Raw genomic sequence first — 21,225 nt, 5'->3', positions numbered from 1 at the left:
TGAAATCAATTTTATAATGAATACCCCCTCTCTTTTTAAAGAGAAGTTGGGAGAGATTTTCAACATTGAAAATTTTCACCATATTTGGCTCACTATTTTCAAATCCCCCTCCTTGCGCTACACAAATCAGCGCGGCTTTGCCTCATCCAATAAAGTCGCATAATCCACATTAACCTGCCACAAAGTGCTTAACAACCATAATTGCTTTTTGGCTTCTGCTTCATAACCGTTAAATGCTAATACGCGTGCATATTTCAATAAATCGTAGCGGGTTGGATAATTCAACACAATTTCATGAATATCCTGTAATTGTTCAGGCGTTTGCTGGCTATACGGATTTAAACGAATCCACGCAATGCGGCGGTTAAATTCTTCTAGTACAAAAATACGCTCTTGATTGGTGATTCTTTCAGGTGTGTGTTCGTAGCGTACCGACTGATTCAATTTAGGCACCATCACTTCATAATCACGATAAATCAGCATCAATAACAATGCACCAATCACAAAAGTCGTGCGTAAATAAATTGGAGATAAAGTGAAGCTTTTGAACACACGTTGTGATTGAACCATGCCGATAATAAAACCTACAGGCAGCAAGAAGTAGGCATAGTTTTGTGGAAATTCCAGCATGGCATGTACGCTAAATGCACCGAGCATTAAAATCCCCACAACCGATTCCACCGACTGGGTATATTTATGCAGCTGGTAAGCCCAATAACCCAAATACGCCAAAAATGGCACGCCGAGTATCACACCATTCCAAAGTAAAAAGTCCAAAATGAAATTGTGTGCGCTGCGAATCCACACAGGGCCTTGCACAAATTCACTAATCGTGACATACGCCACGCTGGTTTGATGCCAACCATAGCCCCACCAGGGTTGATGTTCAATCGCAGCGAGCATTTGTTGCCAAATCGCCAAACGTGACATATCACCTGTGGCGCGTTGTACCACATCGCGAGATTGCACCGAAAGTTCAGCACTTTGCGAGAGTAATTGACTGAAAGCAGGTGCAATAAAAATCAGCCCGATAAATGCGGCAAACCACAGTAAGCTATAGCGCCATTTAATCCGCATCACGCCACGGTATTGTTGATAGCTCAAATAGATCAAGAGACACAGCGACGCCAACCATGACGTTCGCGATTGACTCAGTACCACACCGACCAAAATCATGGCAGCTGCAATCACAATCCATACGGTTTTAAGTTTTTGTTTTTCATATAAATATAGGCATGCCATGAGTGACATCACCAAAAAAGTCGCCATATTATTCGGTTGGGCGAAATTGGCATAAGGACGTTGCCCGATTTTTATATCCACCATCATTGGCAGGTATTGATCGAGTGTCAGCCACTGGCAAATTGCCATGAATGCGGTAATACTTCCCACGCCGAGTAGCACATAACTAAAGCCTGCGAAGATGCGTTCACGTTCAATACTATTTTGAGTGAGGTTATAGCCCAAAATGATTGCCAGCCAAAAACTAAAGATATACACACTGCTGAGCAAAGCTTTGTCAAAAAAGTAGACTAAGCCAAAGCCCCACTGAATGAGTGGGACACTGCTCAGTGCCAGTAAAGGCAGGCTAATTTTAGGTATCTGTAATTTTGCTTTAAAAAGGCTGGCTGCGAGAGCAAACAAGGCAAAAAATGCGTAAAGTTCGCCTGTATAAGTAACCCACGGACGGTAGTGAATGGGCAATAGCCATGCAAGGGAGATAAAGATACTGGTCAGAAGCAAGAGGAAAAATTTCATGCTGTAACAGTTGAAAAAAAGATGAGCTATGATAATAAAAAAAGGAAACTGTCGCACCTCATGTTGAATTCGCCCATTCTCAAATCGCAATTCTTCTGCTACATTCCCTTAATTTTTATTTATAAAAAAAGACTTAGCATCCTATGAAGTCCGAATATCAATCACATATCGATATTTTACGTGCACTTGCAGTAATACTAGTAATACTGAATCATTTAGATTTTTCTTTTTTTTCAGGTGGATTTATAGGCGTAGATGTATTTTTTGTTATTTCAGGATATCTCATTACAAAAAATATTCTGTTGGAAAAAAATAGATCAGGATCATTTTCTTTCAAACACTTCTATCAAAGAAGAGTGCTACGTCTAGCGCCAGCTTTTTTTACTGTATTATCAATTTGCTCTATTGCTTTTTACTTCATTCTTACCCCTGAAGAATGGTTTCAGTATTTAAAAACAGCAGCAGCAACTGTCACTCTCACATCCAATATTTATTACACCACTTTATTAAACGATTATTTTAGTATTTCAGGGAAATCAACACCTCTCTTACATATTTGGTCTTTAAGCCTAGAAGAGCAATTTTATTTAATTTGGCCGTTATTACTTTTAGGGATCATTCAACTATCAAGAAATTTTAAAATTTTTTCATTATTTTTTATTACTATACTTTCATTGATTACCTCTCACCTACTAATTCAAAGTAATCCAATTGCTGCCTACTATTTGCTTCCTTCTCGAATATTTGAATTTACAATCGGTGCTGCTTTAGTATTTTTACCTTCTTCAAATCTTGATAAAAATACATCAATATTATTAAGCATTCTTTTTATTTTTATCATTGTTGCATCAAGTTCTTTTATTGATAGCCGATCTCTGTTTCCTTCTTTTACAGCCTTACTCCCTTGTCTTTCTGCTGCAGGTTTTATCTACTTTGGAAAGTACTCCACTGGACTTTCAACCAAATGGATAGAGTATATTGGAAAAATTTCATATCCTATGTATTTGTGGCATTGGCCTATTATCGTTTATTTAACAATACTTTCTATTAGTTTAAATTTAATTGGAAAAATTTTAATTTTAGTTTTTACGATTGTATTTTCTGTCTTAACTTATGAAAAAATTGAGAAAAAAATTAAAAAAACTTCAAAAACAGCAACTATGCCCATAAAAAAATTATTTATCCTTCCATCCTTATTTATTATTTTTCTCAGTACAAGTAGCTCACTATTTCACCAAAAAGAAGAAAATAATAATACACTGGATACACCAATCATAAAATGTATTGACCAAAATCAACACCCCATTAACGATTGTTTAATGGGTAATAAAAATGCTGAAAAAATTTCTGTATTATTGATTGGAGATAGTCATGCTAATGCACAATCAGGCTTCATCAATCACCTTTTATTAGATGCCAATTTACAAGGTTATGAACTCACAAAGTCTTCCTCAGCCTTTTTATACGGACTGCACAGATCTGTACAAAATCCAAAAAGCAAGGAGATTCATTTAATATCAGATTATTACCCCCATAACACAACAGTTGCTGATCTCATACATGCAAATAAATTCAAGTATGTCGTTATGGGTGGTTACTTCCCTCATAACTGGAAGCGCAATCTTTACTCTACAAATACAACTCCTTCCACCTCTTCCTCTAAAGCATTCTTTATAGAAGGATTGAAGAATTCTATAACTCTGATTGAAAATTCAGGTGCTATACCTGTTTTAATGAATGACAATCCAATTCTTACAGACGTGGATGTCAACTGTCATGTGAGATCTTCTTTTTCAGATTGCAGTTTTGAAAGAAAAAAATATGAAGAAGACTTTATGGAATGGCATGAAATATTAAACACAATTAAAAAAGAACATAAAAATATTGTGGTTATAGATTTTAACAATATAATTTGTAATAAGAATTCTTGTTTTTCTTCACTTAATAATGTTGCTTTATATAGAGATAATCAACATCTAACTTACGCTGGTTCTAAGCAAATTGGTATCGAGTACTTAAAACAGCACACAAATCCTTTTCAATAGCCAAGATGACAAAACTTAACTACTATTTCAAATAGCATATTACGTTGATCCGCATAGTTGCGAATTATTACACAAGTTTACTGCATACAAATGGACAAGCAACTTAAGTGAGTCTCGTTATACTTCCACTGCTTAGCTTAAAAACGTGATACACATCACACAATGACAATATTTGTCCAAAAGCACAAAATTCAACCTGACAAAATTTGTCACTTTTTAACAAAAATATACAGTGAAATTTATAGTGTGAATTTTTTTATGTATAAGATGCTGTTTTTCTGTATAAATTGTCTATAATAAAAGTTGGCACGTTTAGTGCTAACATTAAAATAGCTTACATAGCTTATAATTAAATTAACAACATTTGTGGAGAATGTTATGAATACAATGCAGAAGGGCTTCACGCTCATCGAGCTTATGATTGTGGTTGCTATTATTGGTATTTTGGCTGCAATCGCGATTCCTGCTTATCAAAACTACACGAAGCGTTCACACGTATCTGAAGGTTTAAGTCTTGCTGGTGGTGCAAAAACAGCTGTAACTGAATATTACTCATCAAAAGGTGTTTGGCCTACTTCTAACGCAGAAGCAGGTATTTCCACTACAATTAAGGGTAATGCTGTTAACAGTGTGGTTGTAACTGGTTCTGGTGTAATCACAGTAACTTATAATACAAAAGTTGCACCTAGTGCTACTCTTGTATTAAAAGGTACTGATAAGGATGGAGCAGTACAATGGGATTGTACTGCTACCGCAGGTGGTAACTTGGATTCTAAATATCGTCCAGCTAACTGCCGTTAATAATTAAGGTTTAAAAAAGCACCCTACATAGGGTGCTTTTTTATAAAGGAATAGTTTTTTTGTGCGCAAATTATATAATTGTAGCCTTATTATAGTAATATTAGCTTTTACCATTTATTTGTATTGGTCTGGTTTATTTGGTGACTACGTTTTTGACGACCCTGTAAATATTTTAGACAATCAAAAAATCGCGATTACATCTTTAGACTTGAATAGTTTAAAAACTGCGTGGTATTCAGGTGATGCAGGTCCGCTAGGTCGCCCCATCAGCATGTTGTCCTTTGCACTCAATCATTATTTTACAGGTTTTGAGCCTTTTTATTTTAAATTTACAAATCTATTTATTCACTTAATCAATGGTTTATTGGTTTTTATTATTAGCCTAAAATTATTTCAATGGCTAAGCCACCAATACCAAAGAATTTCGCTTCAATCTGCCGTATATCTTGCTTGTTTAGTCAGTTTAATATGGCTCATTCACCCTTTAAATCTAACCAGCGTATTGTACGTTGTACAACGCATGACTAGCCTATCCACATTATTTGGATTATTCGCACTTGCTATTTATTGTTTCTGGCGTACTCGAGCAATCACGGGGTTAAATACTATATTTGCGTTATGCGGTGTAGCTTTAAGCCTATTAGCCTCTATACTAAGTAAAGAATCTGGAATTTTATTTATTCCCTTAATTTACTGGGTTGAATTGACTATTTTCCAAGCTAAAAACCTACAATTTCAACCAATTTATATCAAAAAAATTAAATTAATTCATATGCTTTGGGGTGGAGTAATTGCTGCTGGATTAATATTTTTATATTTATTGCCACCCTATCTTAACCCTGTAAATTTCGCAAGACGTGATTTTACTTTAGATGAGCGACTACTTACCGAATCACGAGTGATTTTTTATTATCTAAAAATGACCTTTTATCCATTACTTTCGGATCTCAGTTTATATCATGATGATTTTACCATTTCCAAATCAATCACTCAGCCAATAACAACACTATACTCTTTAGCTGGACTGCTTGGAATTAGCCTAGCCTGTATATTCTTGTTTAAAAAACACCCTATGTTACTTTTTGCTTGGGGTTGGTATGTCATTAGTCAATTACTCGAATCAACTTTTATTAGTCTTGAATTAGTCCATGAACATCGTAATTACTTTGGCATCATTGGTTTTATAGTTGCAGCAGTCTATTATATTGCTCAAATTAATAATAAAAAAATTCAACCTTTTATTTATGTATTAAGTGCTATCTATATTGCAAATTTAGCATGGACAACATGGCAGCGTTCCGAAATTTGGTCAAATCTTGTAGATCATGCAGTATATGAAGCAGCGATGCACCCACAGTCAGATCGTGCTAATTATCAATTGGCTCGTATTTATATGAAACTAATGCAAAACGAGCCCCATTCACAACAAAAAATGCATTATGCACAGCTTGCTCAACACGCCTTAAATAAAGCGAAAAATAGCTATATACCTGCGAATGGTGCTTGGTTTGCTGAGTTACACTTAGCATCTTATCTCGGAAACCCTATTTCACAGCAAACCATTAATGAATTAATCTGGCGTTTGGAATATAAACCCTTCCAAAATAGTAATGTCAGTTTTTTGAGTGCCTTTTCAAATTGTCAAATTAATGACTTTTGCAAAGTACCTCATGAGCAAGCTGTATTGATTATTGCTGCTGGACTAAATAATCAAGGAATAGACAATCGATTAAAATCAGAAATTTATAAATTATTAACACAATATTTTGTGGGTGTTATTTCTGATTTTGAAAAAGGTGAAGAGTTTATGCAACATGCGATCACGTTACATGAGGATGTTAATGGGCATTTAATTTTCACTCAAGTATATCGTCTACAAGATAAGTTGATCCAAGCTCAACAACAATTGCAACGAGCAAAGCAACTCGATACTAAGAATGCTTGGATCAAAGAGATTGAGATTGAACAGCGTAATATAGATAATGCTATGCTTACTAAAAAAAGAGCAAACCATGAAAATTAGTATCGTCCTTCCCGCCAAAAATGAATCTGCTGCAATTGGTCAAACCCTTGCACAGATTCAACAATTACAGCTTGCTCATGAAATTATTGTGGTGAATGATGGTTCTACAGACCAAACCAAACAAGTCGCAGAAACCGCTGGTGCTAAAGTAGTTACTCATCCCTACTCCAAAGGTAATGGTGCAGCGATTAAAACAGGGGCACGTACTGCAACAGGTGACATCATTGTATTTATGGATGCAGATGGGCAGCATGATCCGCAAGATATCCCTCGCTTGATTGAGAAAATTGAACAAGGCTATGATTTAGTCGTTGGCGCTAGGCAAAAAGGTTCACAAGCAAGTATTGGCCGTGGTATTGCCAATGCACTCTATAACAACCTTGCAACGTATATGACTGAGCAAAAAGTAGAAGACCTCACCTCTGGTTTTCGTGCAGTTAGAGCAGACAAATTCCGTGAATTCCTATATTTGTTGCCAAATGGATTTTCATACCCAACCACCAGCACCATGGCTTTTTTCCGTGCAGGTTACTCCGTGACTTATGTTCCAATACATGCAGCAAAACGCATAGGCAAAAGTCATATTCAGCCGCTGAAAGATGGAGTACGCTTCTTTTTAATTATCTTTAAAATTGCCACGTTATTTTCACCTTTAAAGATGTTTCTTCCAATCGCGATTCTCCTATTTATGATTGGAACGGGCTGGTATGGCTATACTTTGTGGGATGCAGGTCGTTTTACCAATATGAGTGCTCTACTTTATACAGGTAGCATTATGATCTTCTTAATGGGGCTTATTTCAGAGCAAGTAACGGCTTTGATGTATAAGGATAGTGATTAAAATAAATGTTAATAGATCTACAAAAGCTTTGGGGAGTTCTTACTCCACAGGAGCGACGTAAATCCATCATAATGTTGGCCTTTATCACAGTAATGGCAATGGCGGAAACTTGTGGCGTTATTTCTATTATGCCTTTTCTAGCCGTATTGGCACGTACGGATGTTATATTTGAGAATTCGTGGCTAAATTGGGCTTACACAACATTTAATTTCACGAGTAGCAATGATTTCATGCAAGCATTAGGCGTGCTTTCTATTGCTATGGTTGTTGGTTCTTCACTTTTTAAAACCGTAACACTGCACATTGTAAACAGATTCGTATTTTTCCTACGCCACCATTTGAGTGTACGACTGTTAGAGCGATATTTGCAGCAACCTTATGAGTTTTTCTTAATACATAATTCATCGTTGCTTAGCCGAAATGTGTTGTCTGAAATTGATGAGTTATTAAATGGTTTAATAAAACCTATTTCCCAGCTTATTGCTCAAGGTGCTGTAGTCATTGCAATGCTGGTGCTTTTATTCATTTATAACCCTGTTATCGCAGTATTTATTGTTCTTTCAGTGAGTACCTTATATGGTGCAATTTATCTGTTAGTGCGAAAACGATTAAACCGTATAGGACACGAACGCCAGTTTAGCAACGGGAAACGTTTTCAGGCTTGCAATGAGGTGCTCAGCGGTATTAAGGATGTAAAAATCACTCAAACTGGTGATATGTATTTAGAGAAATTTTCATCTTCTTCTCGAAATTTTGCTCGCCATCAGGCTACCGCCGAAACTTTGTCTCAGTCACCATTATATATTGTTGAAGCTGTAGGCTACACAGGGTTAATTATTCTTGCCTTGATTTTAATGATTACTAGTAATGATATTGCTCATGTTTTACCAGCTTTAGGCCTGTATGGGTTTGCTGCATTTCGACTGTTGCCATCTGCTCAAATTATGTACCGTGGCTTGGCTCAACTAAAATTCTCTTCTGCTAGTTTAGATGTTCTTTACCAAGGTTTATCTCTACTTAGTCAAACCCCAAAAGAGGAGATAAAACCGCTACCGCTAAAACATGAAATCCGTTTAGAGAACATTCATTATGCTTATCCAAGTACGCCCAATAAAAAAGTGTTTAACGGCTTGAATTTAACCATTAAAATAAATACCAGTCTTGGCATTAAAGGCACTAGCGGTACAGGTAAAAGCACCTTAATGGATATTTTGCTTGGCCTACTTCAAGGCCAACAAGGAAAACTCTATGTAGATGACGTTGAAGTAAATCAAAGCAACGTACAAGCATGGCAAAAGTTAATCGGTTATGTACCTCAACATATTTTCTTGGCAGATGCCACTGTAGCTGAAAATATTGCCTTTGGTATCCCTAAAGAACATATCAACCAAGTCGCCCTAGAAAAAGCTGCCAAAGCTGCACAAATTCATCATTTTATCGAGAATAACTTAGAGCAAGGCTACCAAACGATACTTGGCGAACGTGGCATTCGCCTTTCTGGTGGTCAGAGACAACGTATTGGCATTGCCCGCGCGCTTTATCATGACCCTGCCGTATTATTTATGGATGAAGCGACTAGTGCACTTGATACTGAAACTGAAGCTGCACTAAATGAGTCTGTACAGCAATTATCAGGACAGAAAACTATTATCGTAATAGCACATCGAGAGCAATCGTTAAAATATTGTAATAAAACAATCAAGCTGTGACTTGCTTATATAGCATATTTAAGGATATTAAATTTTATGATTGATAATAAATGTAAATCTTGTGAAATGCCCGTAGTTACGCGACAAGCAAAATGTAGTGTATGGAGTGATTTTTTAAATGACAAGATAGTCTATGATTTCTGTGAATCATGTGGGCATGCATCTATACCACAAAATTTTCACGATTATGCTACAACAGAATATTTTAGTGAATCTGGCGTCTCTTATAGTAAAATCAATAGGGTCGGTGATGAGAGAATTCCTGGTCGAGAGTATTACATGGGGTGCTTAGCGATAGAAGCAATGTTTGAGGCTGGCATGAGTTGCAAAAATATTCTTATTTTTGGTGCTGGTCAATCAATGGATCATAAACACCTTAAAAAAGAATATAGTGAAATTGATGTAAAAATCACTGACTTAAAGAACTTTCAACAACATGAAAACTTTATTGATATAACCTCAGCATCAAAATTTGATGTTGTCATTGCCTGCGAAGTTATCGAGCATTTTTTAACCCCAAAAGAAGATTTTGTATTATTATTAAGCAAATTAAATCCTAAAGGTTTGCTTATTTGCTCTACTGACATAAGAAAAAGTCATGCAGATAACATATCCAAAACAACCTATCCATTTATGTTAGGACACACTTCTTATTACACGGGAAAGTCTTTGATAGGGATTATCAAGTTTATCAGCGATGATTATATAATAGACTTTCGAGCACCTGAAAAATTAGGCACAAATAAAAGGTACGTGTTGATTTCAAAGGACAATAACTGCATCCAAGGTGTTGCCTGCTATTTTTCCAAATTTAAATATGCTCCATGTGAACCCTCTGGAAAATCACTAAATCCTAGAAAGTGGGCTAATAGATTAAATAGATTATTATCGAAGTATTTTAACCTGAAGGGTGGGCTTTAAAAAATTTTATGAAAAACATCGGCATTATCCTCGCTTCTGGCACTGGAACACGCTTCCGATCTGAAACTCCTAAACAGTTTATTAAGCTTGCGGGCAAGCGTGTGATTGAACATACCTTGGATTGTTTCGAGCAACATGCTTCGATTGATGATATTCTAGTAGTAACTGCCGAAAGCCAAAAACCATTGGTTGAAGAAATTATTCTTCAAAATGCCTATAAGAAAGTACGTCGCATAATAATTGGCGGCGCAACACGTCAAGCTAGTACTGCTGCTGGTATTGCTGCCATTGTTGGTGACAATCATAAAGTGTTGGTGCATGATGCCGTGCGTCCACTATTGGATCATGCTACCATTGATCGTTGCTTAGCTGCCTTGGAAACTGCAGATTGTATTGATACCGTCATTCCACCCACCGATACCATTGTTCAGGCTTCCGCTGAAAATACAATTGCTAATATTCCTGATCGAAGTATATTACGTTTGGGACAAACACCGCAGGGGTTTCGCTCTGGCTTATTGCGTGAAGCGCATAAGTTAGCCTTTCATGATTCCCAGTTAAAAGTAACAGATGACTGTGGCATTGTACTCCATTACGGCTTAGCGCCAGTTGTACTGGTGGAGGGTAACGTCAGTAACATTAAAATCACCCACCCATCAGATATTTACTTGGCTGATCGGCTATTTCAATTGCGTAGTGCTACAACCTCTCAGGTTGATTTACGCCATTTAAAGAACAAAGTAGTGATTGTAATAGGAGCTAGTCGTGGGATTGGTCTGGCCTGTGCTCAACTCGCACGACAACATGGTGCAGTTGTCATAGAGGCATCTCGTCACACTGGTATTGATGTTTGTGATAGGTCATCTATTAACCGTTTATTTTCGCAAATCGTTGAACAATATGGTCGTATTGATTTTATTGTGAACACTGCTGGCGTTTTGCGTACTGGAGCAGTATCCACACAAACAGATGAGCTGATTAATGAACAACTAGATATTAATCTAAAAGGCAGCATTATTGTGGCACAAGAGGGCTTTAAGTGTTTAAAAGAAACAGGCGGTAGCATTGCTCTGTTTACTTCAAGCTCATACACCAGAGGTCGCGCTTTTAGTGCTGTATATTCAGCAACGAAAGCTGCCGTCGTGAATTTAACTCAAGGGCTAGCGCATGAATTTCATCCATTTAATGTGCGTATTAATGCTATCAATCCTGAGCGTACAGCCACGCCAATGCGTACCGAAAATTTTGGTAATGAACCAGAAGAAACCTTGCTTGATGCTGAAGCGGTTGCTAAAGACACATTAGCAACACTACTGCGCTCGATTAGTGGTGAGGTAGTAGATGTTCGACGCTAAGCTAAAACAGCTAACCTCTTATATGAAACTTCCTATCTATGCTTTAATATGTATATTTGCATGGATTTTTATCGTACCGATTGCTCTATTGTTACCTCGTAAAAAAAATTGGGTGGCAGTCATAGGAAGACAAGAAGGTAAATTTCTAGATAATGCTAAGTATTTCTTTCTTCAAGCGAGTCAAGATTACCCTAACAAGCGTTTTGTTTTCATCAGTGAAGATAAGGCAGTTGTTGCCCTCATTAACAGCTATGGCTTGGAAGCTCTTCCTTATCCAAGCTTTAAATCAATTATATTCTTGCTTCGTTGCAGAATATTTGTAGTTGATGAAGCTGCTTGGTTTAGCAAGTTAAGGTTCTTTTTTTTGTACGGTGTAACCTCAGTTCAACTTTGGCATGGTATTTGGTGTAAATATATTGAACTTTCAAAGTGGCAACATGAACAAGGGAATGTCTCGTGGAGTTCTGCAAAGTTTCTGCTTAAATTACGACTTTTTTTATACCGATTAACTGGTAGACGAATGACTTATGATGTTGTTGTTGCTACATCTGAGTTCTACAAGAAAGAAGTGTTTCAACCTGCTTTTCTCTCAAAAAGATTCCTGATTACTGGCTACCCTAGAAATAATTTTGGTCTCAACCTTACAGGAAAATATAAAGATTTAGCATGGAGCAATATAGACACTGACATCTCGCAAAAACTTACTGATTGGAAAAGCAAAAATAAAACTCTCGTTCTAATCGCTCCAACTTTTCGAGACTCAGGAACAATGCCAATGCAAATAACTAGCCAAGACCTATTACTTCTAAATGAATTTGCTGTTGAAAATAATTATGAATTTATCTTTAAACTACATCCATCAGATACCAGTAAGGATTTTTTGAAGAGTAAACATTTTCATATTTATCAACGAAATGCTGATATTTACCCGTTATTTCCATATTTTGATGCTCTTATTTCTGATTACTCTTCCATTACAATGGATTTTTTACATTGCGATAAACCAATCCTTTTTTTTATTCCAGAAAACGACACATATATTGAAAGAGACCGGCAGCTTCAGTTTGATCCTAAAACTATGATGCCGGGTTTAATTTCTAAAAATGTTAACGAGCTAATCAGCGGATTGTTAGCTGAAATTGGCGAGGATAATTTCAAAGATGATAGGCAGCGGCTAAAACAAAAAGCATTTGATAAAGTTACTCAAAATAAAGCTGTTAACGACATTATTCGTGTAATTAACTAATGCAGTGCCTGATAGGCTTCTATATACAGCTTAATCATTTTATCGATTTTAAAATTATCCTCGATATATGAGCGAGCGTTCAATGATAGTTCTTTCTGTAATCTAGAAGTTTCTTTTAGTATTCTAATTGCTTCAACAAAACTTTGGATATTATTTTTATCGCATAAGAAACCCGTTTCCCTATGCTGGATAACTTCGGGCAAAGCTGAACCATTTGTTGTGATAACAGGTAACCCACATGCCATTGCTTCTAGCACAGTAAGCGGCAGCCCCTCACTCCGTGATGTAAATAATAATGCATCAGCTTCTTGCATAGCATTGATTACTTGTGCTTTATCCAATCGCCCTAAATCATGCATATTTTTTGGCATTTTATATCTATCTTTTGCTGCCGCTTCCCCTCCAGTATAGTATAGTTCAAAATCATTACCTAGTTCCTTCATGATTGGTGTTAACAGATCAACACCTTTTCGAGCCATCCAACTCCCTATATATAATAAACGAAAAGGTGCTTCTTTTTCTTTGAGTTGATTACTAAGTTTGAATAAGTCTGTATCAACACCATTATAAATAACTTCAATGGGGATATTAATTACTTTTTGGTGAGCTATTAGAGCTGCAAACTGGCTAACTGCGGTCACCTTATTTGCACGTTGCATTGTTTTACGTTCTATATTCTTAATCCAATAATTATGGTATTGGGTTCTCAAAAAACCTTTGTACGGTTGCAGTTCTGGATCATGTATTGAGTGATGAATTGTTGCCACTATAGGTATATTTTTAGGTAAAAATCGGCTATGTAGCCAGGTATTTACATGAATCACAGTTGCCCAGTTGGGAGGCTTTGGAATTGGGACTGACCATGGGGCATATTCGGCACGTAAGGGTAACCATGTAATTTCAGCGCGAATTCCTCTTTTATTAAGTTCTTCTACCAAATTAATAGTAAAAACATCTGTTCCTGTGCCACATCGTACTGTTGGGAACCACACACCTAATTTCTTAGTGGAAGATAACATTTTAGTTCTGCTCCCTACGAGTTTTCCAAACTGTAAAAATATCAACCCCAACAAAACCACCTGGAAACCTTGGAGAAAAATGAAAAAGAATAACAGCCAAAACAGCGACTGCGCGTAAACCATCAATATCTGGCCGATATTTAATATATTTTTTGTTAGTCATATTTTTGCATATTTAATATATAGTCTAAATTACAGCCAAAACTTTTCCACTCAAACTGCTTCGCAAAGCTCTGACACTGATCGGTGCGTTTAGAATGCCTTAATGCTGTGATCGTTTGTTTAGCCAACGCTTCATAGTTATCTCTTTCAACCAGCCAACCCGATTCATTTTGTTTTACTGCATCCACAATACCACCCGTAGCAAAAGCTACTGTAGGTAAACCATGTGCTGCTGCCTCAATTGCGACCATGCCAAAACCTTCAGGATCTTCTGGAATATGCTTGACTGGGAAAATATGTAAATCAGCTAAATAATAAAAACTTGATAAGACTTCATCATCACTAATATTTCCAGTAAAGATAATATTATTTTCAGCATCATATTTTTTTGCGGTTGCTAAAATTAACTCTTTAGATTGCAGATTTTTATTTAAAGACTGATTTGGTGTATCCCCAATAATGACAAGTACAGTATTCGGTATTGCTTTTACAATTTTAGAAAAACTGAAATCAATAAACTCATTCAAACCTTTGCGTTCTGTCAATCTACCCACAGAAATAAGAATTTTTTTATTCTGTAAATTATATTGGCTCTTTAATTGTTGAATAAGTTGTTCATTTCTAGGTTTTGGAGGAAAACTAACCCCTGGGTGAATAATGCTTAATTTTTTTTCACTTATTCCTTTTTTCAGACAAATATCATAAGTTGGAGAACTATTTGCAATTACTTTGCTAGAAAATTTGATGAAAGGAATCCATAACAAATTATATAATTTATTACTTGTACCAATATCCAAGCCATGAATATATACAATACTTTTTTTGCCAAAGACTTTTGCCCAAAATGTTGTAATAGGTGCAGTTAGGCCACTGCCTGCAAATAAAATATCTGGGCGTTGAGTTACGCAAATCCAAAATGTTTTGATAAAAGCGAGTATTAAAAATAATGGTAAAGGATTGAGTCTTACTCCATAAAATTTACAATTTTGAGGTGCAGATGTTTTAGCCTGAGAATGACTGAAGAGGTAGACGTCGTGCGATTGGCTCAGTTCATCTGCGATATGCCAGTTGAGTCGTTCCATCCCCCCAATGAGTGGGGGGAGGTTACGTGTCACGATTAAGATAGAGTTTTTATTGGTCATGAGGTTTGAATGGATTTCTATACTTCTTAAGATATTGTACGCCAATTTCAGTTGCCCCTGTATAGGTTAAATGATGCGTATCTCTGTACAAAGGTGTATGATTGAAATAGGAATAGCAAAAACCATCGGGGCATATAATATCTGTAAAATCAATAATTAATAACTTAGGATATTTTTGCTTTAAATGTAATAACTGTAAATTCCAGCTTTTTATGTGATCAAAATGTAGAGCAGAATCATAGCGACAAACTTGTTTTGGTTTATCACTTCTTATATTACAATTAATATCTATATTTTTAAGTAATGGATTATCTTGGATAATTACGGGTACTGCACCAGCTTTTAAAACTAAACTTATTGCCTGATCTATACCCTCAAAGAATGCTTTTTTTGAATCTTTCTGTTTTTCATTGCTATACATACAATAATTCATTGTAAAATATCCTCCCATAACAACAAAGCGATAATTATTTTTTTTAATCATATGTTGGATTAAATCATTTCTTTCTCTAAATCGCTTAACCCAATAGTCTCTTTCATTTTCAGATTTATCACTCCTAACACAATCTGTATCTGGTAAAAATATTGTCGTGGATTGTGTGAACTCATAACCCAAAATTTCTGCATCTGTACTTAGAATATCAACTATTGGGGATTGTGCATTTGCATGTGAATCACCAATGAGTAGAAGATCAATATTAACCTTATTTTCCTTTAGACCGAATAAGCATTCTTGGAAAAGATTTGAATCAAGACATGGGTTTTCTTTTGATTGATATAGTTTTTTAATTTCACCTTCCTGTGAACTATCGCGCTGCATGATGATGAGTGATATAAAAATTATTATTAAACTCGGAAGTATGAAAAAAGTTTTAATCGTATTTTTAGGTTTTTGGGCATAATAATTTTTTATAGTTTTTTCAATTTTCTCATAACTTATAACTGACAATGCAATAACAAATAAAATTACAGCAATTGAGATAAATAAATTTAATTGAATAGAATTAATATTTAAATAAACAATGATGGGCCAGTGCCATAAATACATTGGGTATGATATTTTTCCAAGATATTTTATTTGGCTAAGAAAATTAAAATCACCAATAGCACTAGAAAAGTAAATAAATAAAGCTGCCCCTACACATGGAATTAATGCAATATATGAGGGAAAAATAGTCGCTTTATTAATATATACACTTGCAAATAAAATAATAATCATTGAGATTGCAGTAAATATATAAGATATATTTTTTGAGAAATCTTTTTTAGGTAAGAATACAATCAAACTGCCTATGCAGAACTCAAATATACGAGATGGCAATAAATAATATGCTGCTATTGGGTCTGATAAAACAAAAACATGTGATACACTAACTGAAACTAATATAATGAATAGTAATAGTAGAATTGAATAGAATTTGGACTTTATTTTCAAAATAAGGAACAAAAATAAAGGCCAGATTAAATAAAACTGCTCTTCCAGACTCAGTGACCAAATATGTAATAAAGGTGTAGATTTTGCATTGATGCTGAAGTAATCACCAAGTAATGTCCAATAATAAATATTAGAGGTTAATGTTACCGAAGAAACGAGTGTTTTTAAAAAGTTAATCCATTCATCAGTAGTTAAGACAAAATAAAAAGCCAAACAGCAACTGATCATAACTGTAAAAAAAGTAGGTGCTAATCTAATCACTCGACGTTGGTAAAATTTTTTAAAAGAAAATCGTGATGTATTTTTTACCTCAGACTCAATATTTTTAGTAATTAGATAACCAGAAATAACTAAGAATATATCAACTCCAATAAACCCCCCATTGAAGTAAGGAAGTTCGAGATGATTAAAAATAACCAGTAATACTGCCAACGCCCTTAAAATATCAATATGAGATAAGTATTCATGTCTCATGCAAATCTAACCATTTGAAATTTTTATAAAAGTTTTAACAATAAAGTCATCATTTTTGTAAATCAATGACATTATTTGTCAAACCCAAAACACCATACCAAACTAAGCTATTGAAATATATTAAATTAAATATTGGCATGTTTCTTGACTATCTTCTGGGAAGATTATATTCGGAGATCATCCCCATGATCAATATCAAAGGGTTTACACTTGTTGAATTAATGATTGTTATCGTCATTATTGGGGTTTTGGCTGCAATCGCAATTCCAGCCTACCAAAATTATACCACTCGGGCGCAGGTTCCTGAGGCACTAGGCATGGCAAGTGTATTTAAAGCAGACTTACTTGCCGTCTATGGTACAAGTGGTACTTGTCCAACATCACCCGTAGATTTTGGACTAAACTCATCTGGTACAATTAATTCAAAATATGTTCAAAGTGTTAGCATAAATACAACGTATTCTGGTGCATTATGTGCATTTGATTTTACGTTTAATACAGTAGGTATGAATGCAGGTGTTACAGGAAAAACCCTCACTTTTGCCATGATGAATTATGCTGGAAATGGTGCAGCGCGTTGGGAGTGTGCTTCTAGCCAAATTAGACAACGATATTTGCCAACTATTTGTAAAGGCATATAATTTTTTACCGTAAAATATATCAGGGTAAGTGACGACAAGTTTCGTATCTCGCAGTGATAAAATTGCTGGTTCAGTTATTTGGGGTAACTGTTCTAACAACCAGTCTGGTAATTGTTTTAATTCAGTTGGTTGCATTTTTATTTATCCTATTTTTAATAATTTCAACTTGGTACTTACGTTACACAACATAATTTGTGAAAGTTCAGTGTAAGTTAGTCCATAGGAGCATATTGTCACACAAGGGTTTCAACAAAATTAAGAACAGAAATCAAGCCACTCATCGTTTCTATTTGATGAATTGGGATACCGCTAGTGACTCTATTTTCGGACGTTAAAAAAATCTTCATCGCAGCCTGATCATCACCTGTCAAAGCATGTAAAGCCTGGTATAGACGAATCAGCAACAGTGCTAATTTCCCCTGTTTAGAATTTGGATCTAATTCAGGTTGGTTTTGCAATTGAGTGATTGCCTCAACATCCATATCTAGCACTATTGCGAGCTGAGACTGACTAAGGGAAAGCAGTTTAGCAGCCCTAAGTACTGACTTTCCCAATACAGCTGCTGGTACTACCTGCTGTTCCAATAACGTCATAGCATCACCTCAAGCTCTAATTTTACTGATCAAGCCTTAAATCTAACAATATCATACAAATTACTAGATAAAACGATCACCTATTACTGTTCGTAGCATACCAGTTATTCTTACTTGTTAGACGACCAGAAATAGTCACATAAGCTAATTTTGCCAACACCTGATGATTCATACTTACACCACGCCCTGCTGCTTCCAAGGCAAGTTTTTGATGAATAATGATGGAACACGAACAATAAATCGACCACTATATTAACCAAGGGGGGCAGTTTTTAAATGCCGCTAGGGGGGCATTTTTACACTGCCGCTAACACAGCTATCTTCCTAATTTTTTAAAATAGGTTTCACATTTTGAAGCGGGGCCAAAATTATATTTTAAAGCGGTATTGGCTCTAGCTGTTGCATATTCAATACCTTGAATTTCACGCTGCTGAGCAAAAACTTGAATCGCAGGATGTAACTGTTCTGAGCAACTGGCATCGTTGCTAAAGTATTTTAAAGTCTTGGTATTGGAAAAATATATTGCAGCAAACAATCGCCCATCTTTAAACACAATCGCGGATGAAGCATCTAAAGTGCTTCCAGACCGACCTTCATAATACAGCGCCTCATCTGTTTTCAGTAAATATGGCGCTGAGTACTTGTCAAAATTAGATTGAAATTTTAGATAATCATGCTTTAACAATGTTTGAAGTTCTGTTTGGATTTTTGGATTCAAAACAATTTGAGGAATTGATGAAATATCTGAATATTGAATGAAGTCTAGTTCTTGAGCATGAGTAAAAACGGAGATTGAAAAAAGTAGAAAAAGATAATAGTGATTCTTCATATCAAATTTATTATTTTTATGTCCATATTGACTTACTTATGGATTGTTCATTTTATATGGACACTTATGGAGTATCGATAAGGGTAAAACCTTTTTGCATAGTGTTCATAAACATTCTCCACAAATGTTTGTTAATTTAATTATAAGCTTTGTAAGCTATTTTATACTTAGCACTAAACATGCCAACTTTTATTATAGACAATTCTCACAAAAAAACAGCACCTTACACATAAAAAATTTAGAACTTTTAATTTGGCTGTGTATTTTTGTTAAAAAGTGACAATTATTGTCAGGTGTAAATTAAAAATTTAACAAATTTTGTCAATTTTCGAGCAATAGGTCGCATTTTTAATTTCAAAATTAACCTGTCACACATTTACTTGCATTTTTAATCTAAATTTCAGCAAATTTAGCTTGTGTACAGTGATTATCTTTTGTACTCACACAGCTTCCCACTTTGAAAAAAGTGAGTCAATGTAATGAAAACTGCCAATATTGAAAATCTCTCCTTGCCTCTCTTTAAAAAGCGAGAAATTAAAAAAGCAAAGAACATTAGCAACACTCACCCCAAAATAATTGGAGCATTGCCCAATTCATTCTCACGATCTACCCACTGGCGGTCGTAAAACGCATCCAAAATTTCACCAATTTCTTGCACGCCTGTGATTACCGCTTGGCGATACTGCTGCTGTGCCAAACCCTGCACTATATGCGCACAGACCTCATCCCACACCTGTTGCGTGGTCGCTGTTTTAATGCCACGGTCAATCACAATTTCCACTTTGCGTTCACACAAATTCAGGTACAGCAAAACGCCGCTGTTTAGTTCAGTATCCCAAACACCTAATTCTGCAAACAACTGACGGGCGCGGGCATGAGTATCGACATAATAAGCCATACGCGACGGCAAACAGCCTTCAATCACCACCTGAATTTCACCCACATGCCCATGTTCAGCAGCACTCACTGCTTCTGCAATCGCATGTTGATCCTGCGCATTAAAAAAACGCTTGGTGGCAGGTAAATAAAAGAAATGCTTCAGCCAACGCTTTACACTCGGACGGGCTGCAATGTCCATTTTCGGTTGAGTAATAATTTCTGTTGTATCGGTTGTTGTTACCATGATCCTGATGCTCCTCCCCCACCAAAGCCACCACCACCACCGCTATAGCCGCCTCCACCACCAAAACCACCACCGCCACGTCCACCTCCACGACCTGCAGAAGATAAGAAAATTTGAAAAATGGTCTGTGCAATAGCGGTGATAAGTAAAAAGAAAATCCCAGCACCAATCATTAAACTGGTGATTAAGCCTGCGCCATTGACCAAACCTGCCACTGTGCCTGCAACCGCAGCAGTTGAAGCACTGAGGCGTTTTCCTACAATTAGTGAGCCAATTACCCCTGCAATTAAAATAAACAAGGCACTACTCAAGGTTTTTTCACGCGCGTGTTGTTCTTGTAAAGCTTGTTCCTGACGTTGTTTCAACTCTTTTGCAGCCTGTGCAGCAACTTCAGGGTCTAGGTTTAAAATCCGTTCGATTTCTGCCAAGCCTGCATCAATGCCTTGTGCATATTGCGCTTGTTTAAAATAGGGGGTAATGCGCTGGTTAATAATCCGACTGACCACAATATCGGGCAGTACGCCTTCTAAACCATATCCCGTTAAAATCTGAATTCGACGGTCATTGACCGCAATAGCCATCAACAAACCATTGTCTTGCTTGGCAGAACCAAGCTTCCATTGCTCTGCGACACGCATGGCAAAATCAAAAATATCTTCCTGCCCTGTAGTCGGAACAATCACCACACCGATTTGTGCTTTGGCGTGTTGATGTAAATTTAAAATTCGCTGGCTGATTTGCTGTTTTTCTGCGGCAGTCAGCAAATTGGCTTGATCGACCACGGGTTGATTTAAGGTCGGCAAAGTACGGATGGATTCACCCTCTGCCATATCATTCGCAATTTGTGGTTGCTGAACGGGTGTTTCTATAGGTGCTTGCTGAGTGCTCGATGTAGGCTGACGTGAATTTGTAAGATCTGGGATGGGGTTTGCATTTTGAGGATGCTGTTGCTGCACAATTTTACCCAGCACCACAGCTTCGGCGGTTTCATCGGTTGCTGTAGCAACTTCACTATATGCCAAGCAGCTGAAACACATAATTGCCATGAGCAGCAGCATCTGCACTAGATTTATACAGGTCTTGCTGTGCGATTGCAGCATCCAGACAT

17 protein-coding genes are annotated in these 21,225 nt (G+C 36.3%); 9 read left to right on the top strand and 8 right to left on the bottom strand.

Going from position 1 to position 21,225, the window contains the following annotated elements:
* Positions 1-126 precede the first annotated feature (126 nt).
* A complete protein-coding gene (locus FTU09_RS02915; protein WP_180079513.1) occupies positions 127-1,758 on the bottom strand; it encodes a PglL family O-oligosaccharyltransferase in 1,632 nt (543 codons plus the stop codon).
* A 143-nt stretch (positions 1,759-1,901) separates the two neighbouring features.
* Here FTU09_RS02915 and FTU09_RS02910 point away from each other — a divergent pair, with 143 nt between their 5' ends.
* The 8 genes from FTU09_RS02910 to FTU09_RS02875 all read left to right on the top strand — a co-directional run bounded on the left by FTU09_RS02910 (position 1,902) and on the right by FTU09_RS02875 (position 12,699).
* A complete protein-coding gene (locus FTU09_RS02910; protein WP_180079511.1) occupies positions 1,902-3,803 on the top strand; it encodes an acyltransferase family protein in 1,902 nt (633 codons plus the stop codon).
* A gap of 387 nt (positions 3,804-4,190) precedes the next feature.
* On the top strand, positions 4,191-4,604 hold the full coding sequence (locus tag FTU09_RS02905; RefSeq protein ID WP_257226848.1) for a pilin: 414 nt from the start codon (positions 4,191-4,193) through the stop codon (positions 4,602-4,604).
* Positions 4,605-4,665: 61 nt separating this feature from the next.
* Positions 4,666-6,627 (top strand): hypothetical protein, encoded by a 1,962-nt coding sequence (locus FTU09_RS02900; protein ID WP_180079507.1) that lies wholly within the window; start codon positions 4,666-4,668, stop codon positions 6,625-6,627.
* Positions 6,617-7,468 (top strand): glycosyltransferase family 2 protein, encoded by an 852-nt coding sequence (locus FTU09_RS02895; protein WP_180079506.1) that lies wholly within the window; start codon positions 6,617-6,619, stop codon positions 7,466-7,468. The genes FTU09_RS02900 and FTU09_RS02895 overlap by 11 nt, the downstream gene beginning before the upstream one ends.
* 5 nt (positions 7,469-7,473) lie before the next feature.
* Entirely contained in the window at positions 7,474-9,177 is a 1,704-nt protein-coding gene (locus tag FTU09_RS02890) for an ABC transporter ATP-binding protein (protein WP_180079505.1), read from the top strand.
* Positions 9,178-9,213: 36 nt separating this feature from the next.
* Positions 9,214-10,098, top strand: a complete 885-nt coding sequence (locus FTU09_RS02885; RefSeq protein ID WP_180079504.1) for a methyltransferase domain-containing protein — start codon at positions 9,214-9,216, stop codon at positions 10,096-10,098.
* Positions 10,099-10,106: 8 nt separating this feature from the next.
* Complete coding sequence (gene ispD, locus FTU09_RS02880; protein WP_180079503.1) at positions 10,107-11,453, top strand: 2-C-methyl-D-erythritol 4-phosphate cytidylyltransferase; 1,347 nt, start codon at positions 10,107-10,109, stop codon at positions 11,451-11,453.
* On the top strand, positions 11,440-12,699 hold the full coding sequence (locus FTU09_RS02875) for a CDP-glycerol glycerophosphotransferase family protein (protein ID WP_180079502.1): 1,260 nt from the start codon (positions 11,440-11,442) through the stop codon (positions 12,697-12,699). The genes ispD and FTU09_RS02875 overlap by 14 nt, the downstream gene beginning before the upstream one ends.
* Here the strand turns inward: FTU09_RS02875 and FTU09_RS02870 are convergent.
* From FTU09_RS02870 to FTU09_RS02860, 3 genes are all read right to left on the bottom strand, one after another.
* Positions 12,696-13,718: a glycosyltransferase family 4 protein gene (locus tag FTU09_RS02870; protein WP_180079501.1), complete on the bottom strand. Its 1,023-nt coding sequence runs from the start codon at positions 13,716-13,718 to the stop codon at positions 12,696-12,698. The genes FTU09_RS02875 and FTU09_RS02870 overlap by 4 nt on opposite strands.
* 155 nt (positions 13,719-13,873) lie before the next feature.
* Positions 13,874-15,022, bottom strand: a complete 1,149-nt coding sequence (locus FTU09_RS02865) for a glycosyltransferase family 4 protein (protein WP_257226847.1) — start codon at positions 15,020-15,022, stop codon at positions 13,874-13,876.
* Positions 15,012-16,931: an acyltransferase family protein gene (locus tag FTU09_RS02860; protein WP_180079500.1), complete on the bottom strand. Its 1,920-nt coding sequence runs from the start codon at positions 16,929-16,931 to the stop codon at positions 15,012-15,014. Before FTU09_RS02860 ends, FTU09_RS02865 begins: the two co-directional genes overlap by 11 nt.
* Before the next feature lie 65 nt (positions 16,932-16,996).
* Between FTU09_RS02860 and FTU09_RS13900 the strand changes: the two genes are divergently transcribed.
* Positions 16,997-17,572, top strand: a complete 576-nt coding sequence (locus tag FTU09_RS13900) for a pilin (protein ID WP_306670076.1) — start codon at positions 16,997-16,999, stop codon at positions 17,570-17,572.
* A 233-nt stretch (positions 17,573-17,805) separates the two neighbouring features.
* Here the strand turns inward: FTU09_RS13900 and FTU09_RS02850 are convergent, their stop codons facing one another.
* The 4 genes from FTU09_RS02850 to FTU09_RS02835 form a co-directional block, all read right to left on the bottom strand.
* Positions 17,806-18,165 (bottom strand): antitoxin Xre/MbcA/ParS toxin-binding domain-containing protein, encoded by a 360-nt coding sequence (locus tag FTU09_RS02850; RefSeq protein WP_180079499.1) that lies wholly within the window; start codon positions 18,163-18,165, stop codon positions 17,806-17,808.
* A 316-nt stretch (positions 18,166-18,481) separates the two neighbouring features.
* Positions 18,482-18,994: a hypothetical protein gene (locus FTU09_RS02845; protein WP_180079498.1), complete on the bottom strand. Its 513-nt coding sequence runs from the start codon at positions 18,992-18,994 to the stop codon at positions 18,482-18,484.
* 562 nt (positions 18,995-19,556) lie between these two features.
* On the bottom strand, positions 19,557-20,117 hold the full coding sequence (locus tag FTU09_RS02840) for a TPM domain-containing protein (RefSeq protein WP_180079497.1): 561 nt from the start codon (positions 20,115-20,117) through the stop codon (positions 19,557-19,559).
* Entirely contained in the window at positions 20,111-21,217 is a 1,107-nt protein-coding gene (locus FTU09_RS02835) for a YgcG family protein (RefSeq protein ID WP_180079496.1), read from the bottom strand. Before FTU09_RS02835 ends, FTU09_RS02840 begins: the two co-directional genes overlap by 7 nt.
* Positions 21,218-21,225 lie beyond the last annotated feature (8 nt).

The sequence above is a fragment of the Acinetobacter sp. YH12058 genome (assembly GCF_013419805.1).
Classification (GTDB): domain Bacteria; phylum Pseudomonadota; class Gammaproteobacteria; order Pseudomonadales; family Moraxellaceae; genus Acinetobacter; species Acinetobacter towneri.
This window is presented reverse-complemented; position numbering and strand designations above follow the sequence as displayed.

Coding starts and splice junctions, on each gene's coding strand:
- FTU09_RS02915 (WP_180079513.1), bottom strand. CDS start 1,758: ATGAAATTTTTCCTCTTGCTTCTGACCAGTATCTTTATCTCCCTTGCA.
- FTU09_RS02865 (WP_257226847.1), bottom strand. CDS start 15,022: ATGACCAATAAAAACTCTATCTTAATCGTGACACGTAACCTCCCCCCA.
- FTU09_RS02870 (WP_180079501.1), bottom strand. CDS start 13,718: ATGTTATCTTCCACTAAGAAATTAGGTGTGTGGTTCCCAACAGTACGA.
- FTU09_RS02885 (WP_180079504.1), top strand. CDS start 9,214: ATGATTGATAATAAATGTAAATCTTGTGAAATGCCCGTAGTTACGCGA.
- FTU09_RS02850 (WP_180079499.1), bottom strand. CDS start 18,165: ATGACGTTATTGGAACAGCAGGTAGTACCAGCAGCTGTATTGGGAAAG.
- FTU09_RS13900 (WP_306670076.1), top strand. CDS start 16,997: ATGACATTATTTGTCAAACCCAAAACACCATACCAAACTAAGCTATTG.
- FTU09_RS02845 (WP_180079498.1), bottom strand. CDS start 18,994: ATGAAGAATCACTATTATCTTTTTCTACTTTTTTCAATCTCCGTTTTT.
- FTU09_RS02840 (WP_180079497.1), bottom strand. CDS start 20,117: ATGGTAACAACAACCGATACAACAGAAATTATTACTCAACCGAAAATG.
- ispD (WP_180079503.1), top strand. CDS start 10,107: ATGAAAAACATCGGCATTATCCTCGCTTCTGGCACTGGAACACGCTTC.
- FTU09_RS02895 (WP_180079506.1), top strand. CDS start 6,617: ATGAAAATTAGTATCGTCCTTCCCGCCAAAAATGAATCTGCTGCAATT.
- FTU09_RS02860 (WP_180079500.1), bottom strand. CDS start 16,931: ATGAGACATGAATACTTATCTCATATTGATATTTTAAGGGCGTTGGCA.
- FTU09_RS02905 (WP_257226848.1), top strand. CDS start 4,191: ATGCAGAAGGGCTTCACGCTCATCGAGCTTATGATTGTGGTTGCTATT.
- FTU09_RS02890 (WP_180079505.1), top strand. CDS start 7,474: ATGTTAATAGATCTACAAAAGCTTTGGGGAGTTCTTACTCCACAGGAG.
- FTU09_RS02875 (WP_180079502.1), top strand. CDS start 11,440: ATGTTCGACGCTAAGCTAAAACAGCTAACCTCTTATATGAAACTTCCT.
- FTU09_RS02910 (WP_180079511.1), top strand. CDS start 1,902: ATGAAGTCCGAATATCAATCACATATCGATATTTTACGTGCACTTGCA.
- FTU09_RS02835 (WP_180079496.1), bottom strand. CDS start 21,217: ATGCTGCAATCGCACAGCAAGACCTGTATAAATCTAGTGCAGATGCTG.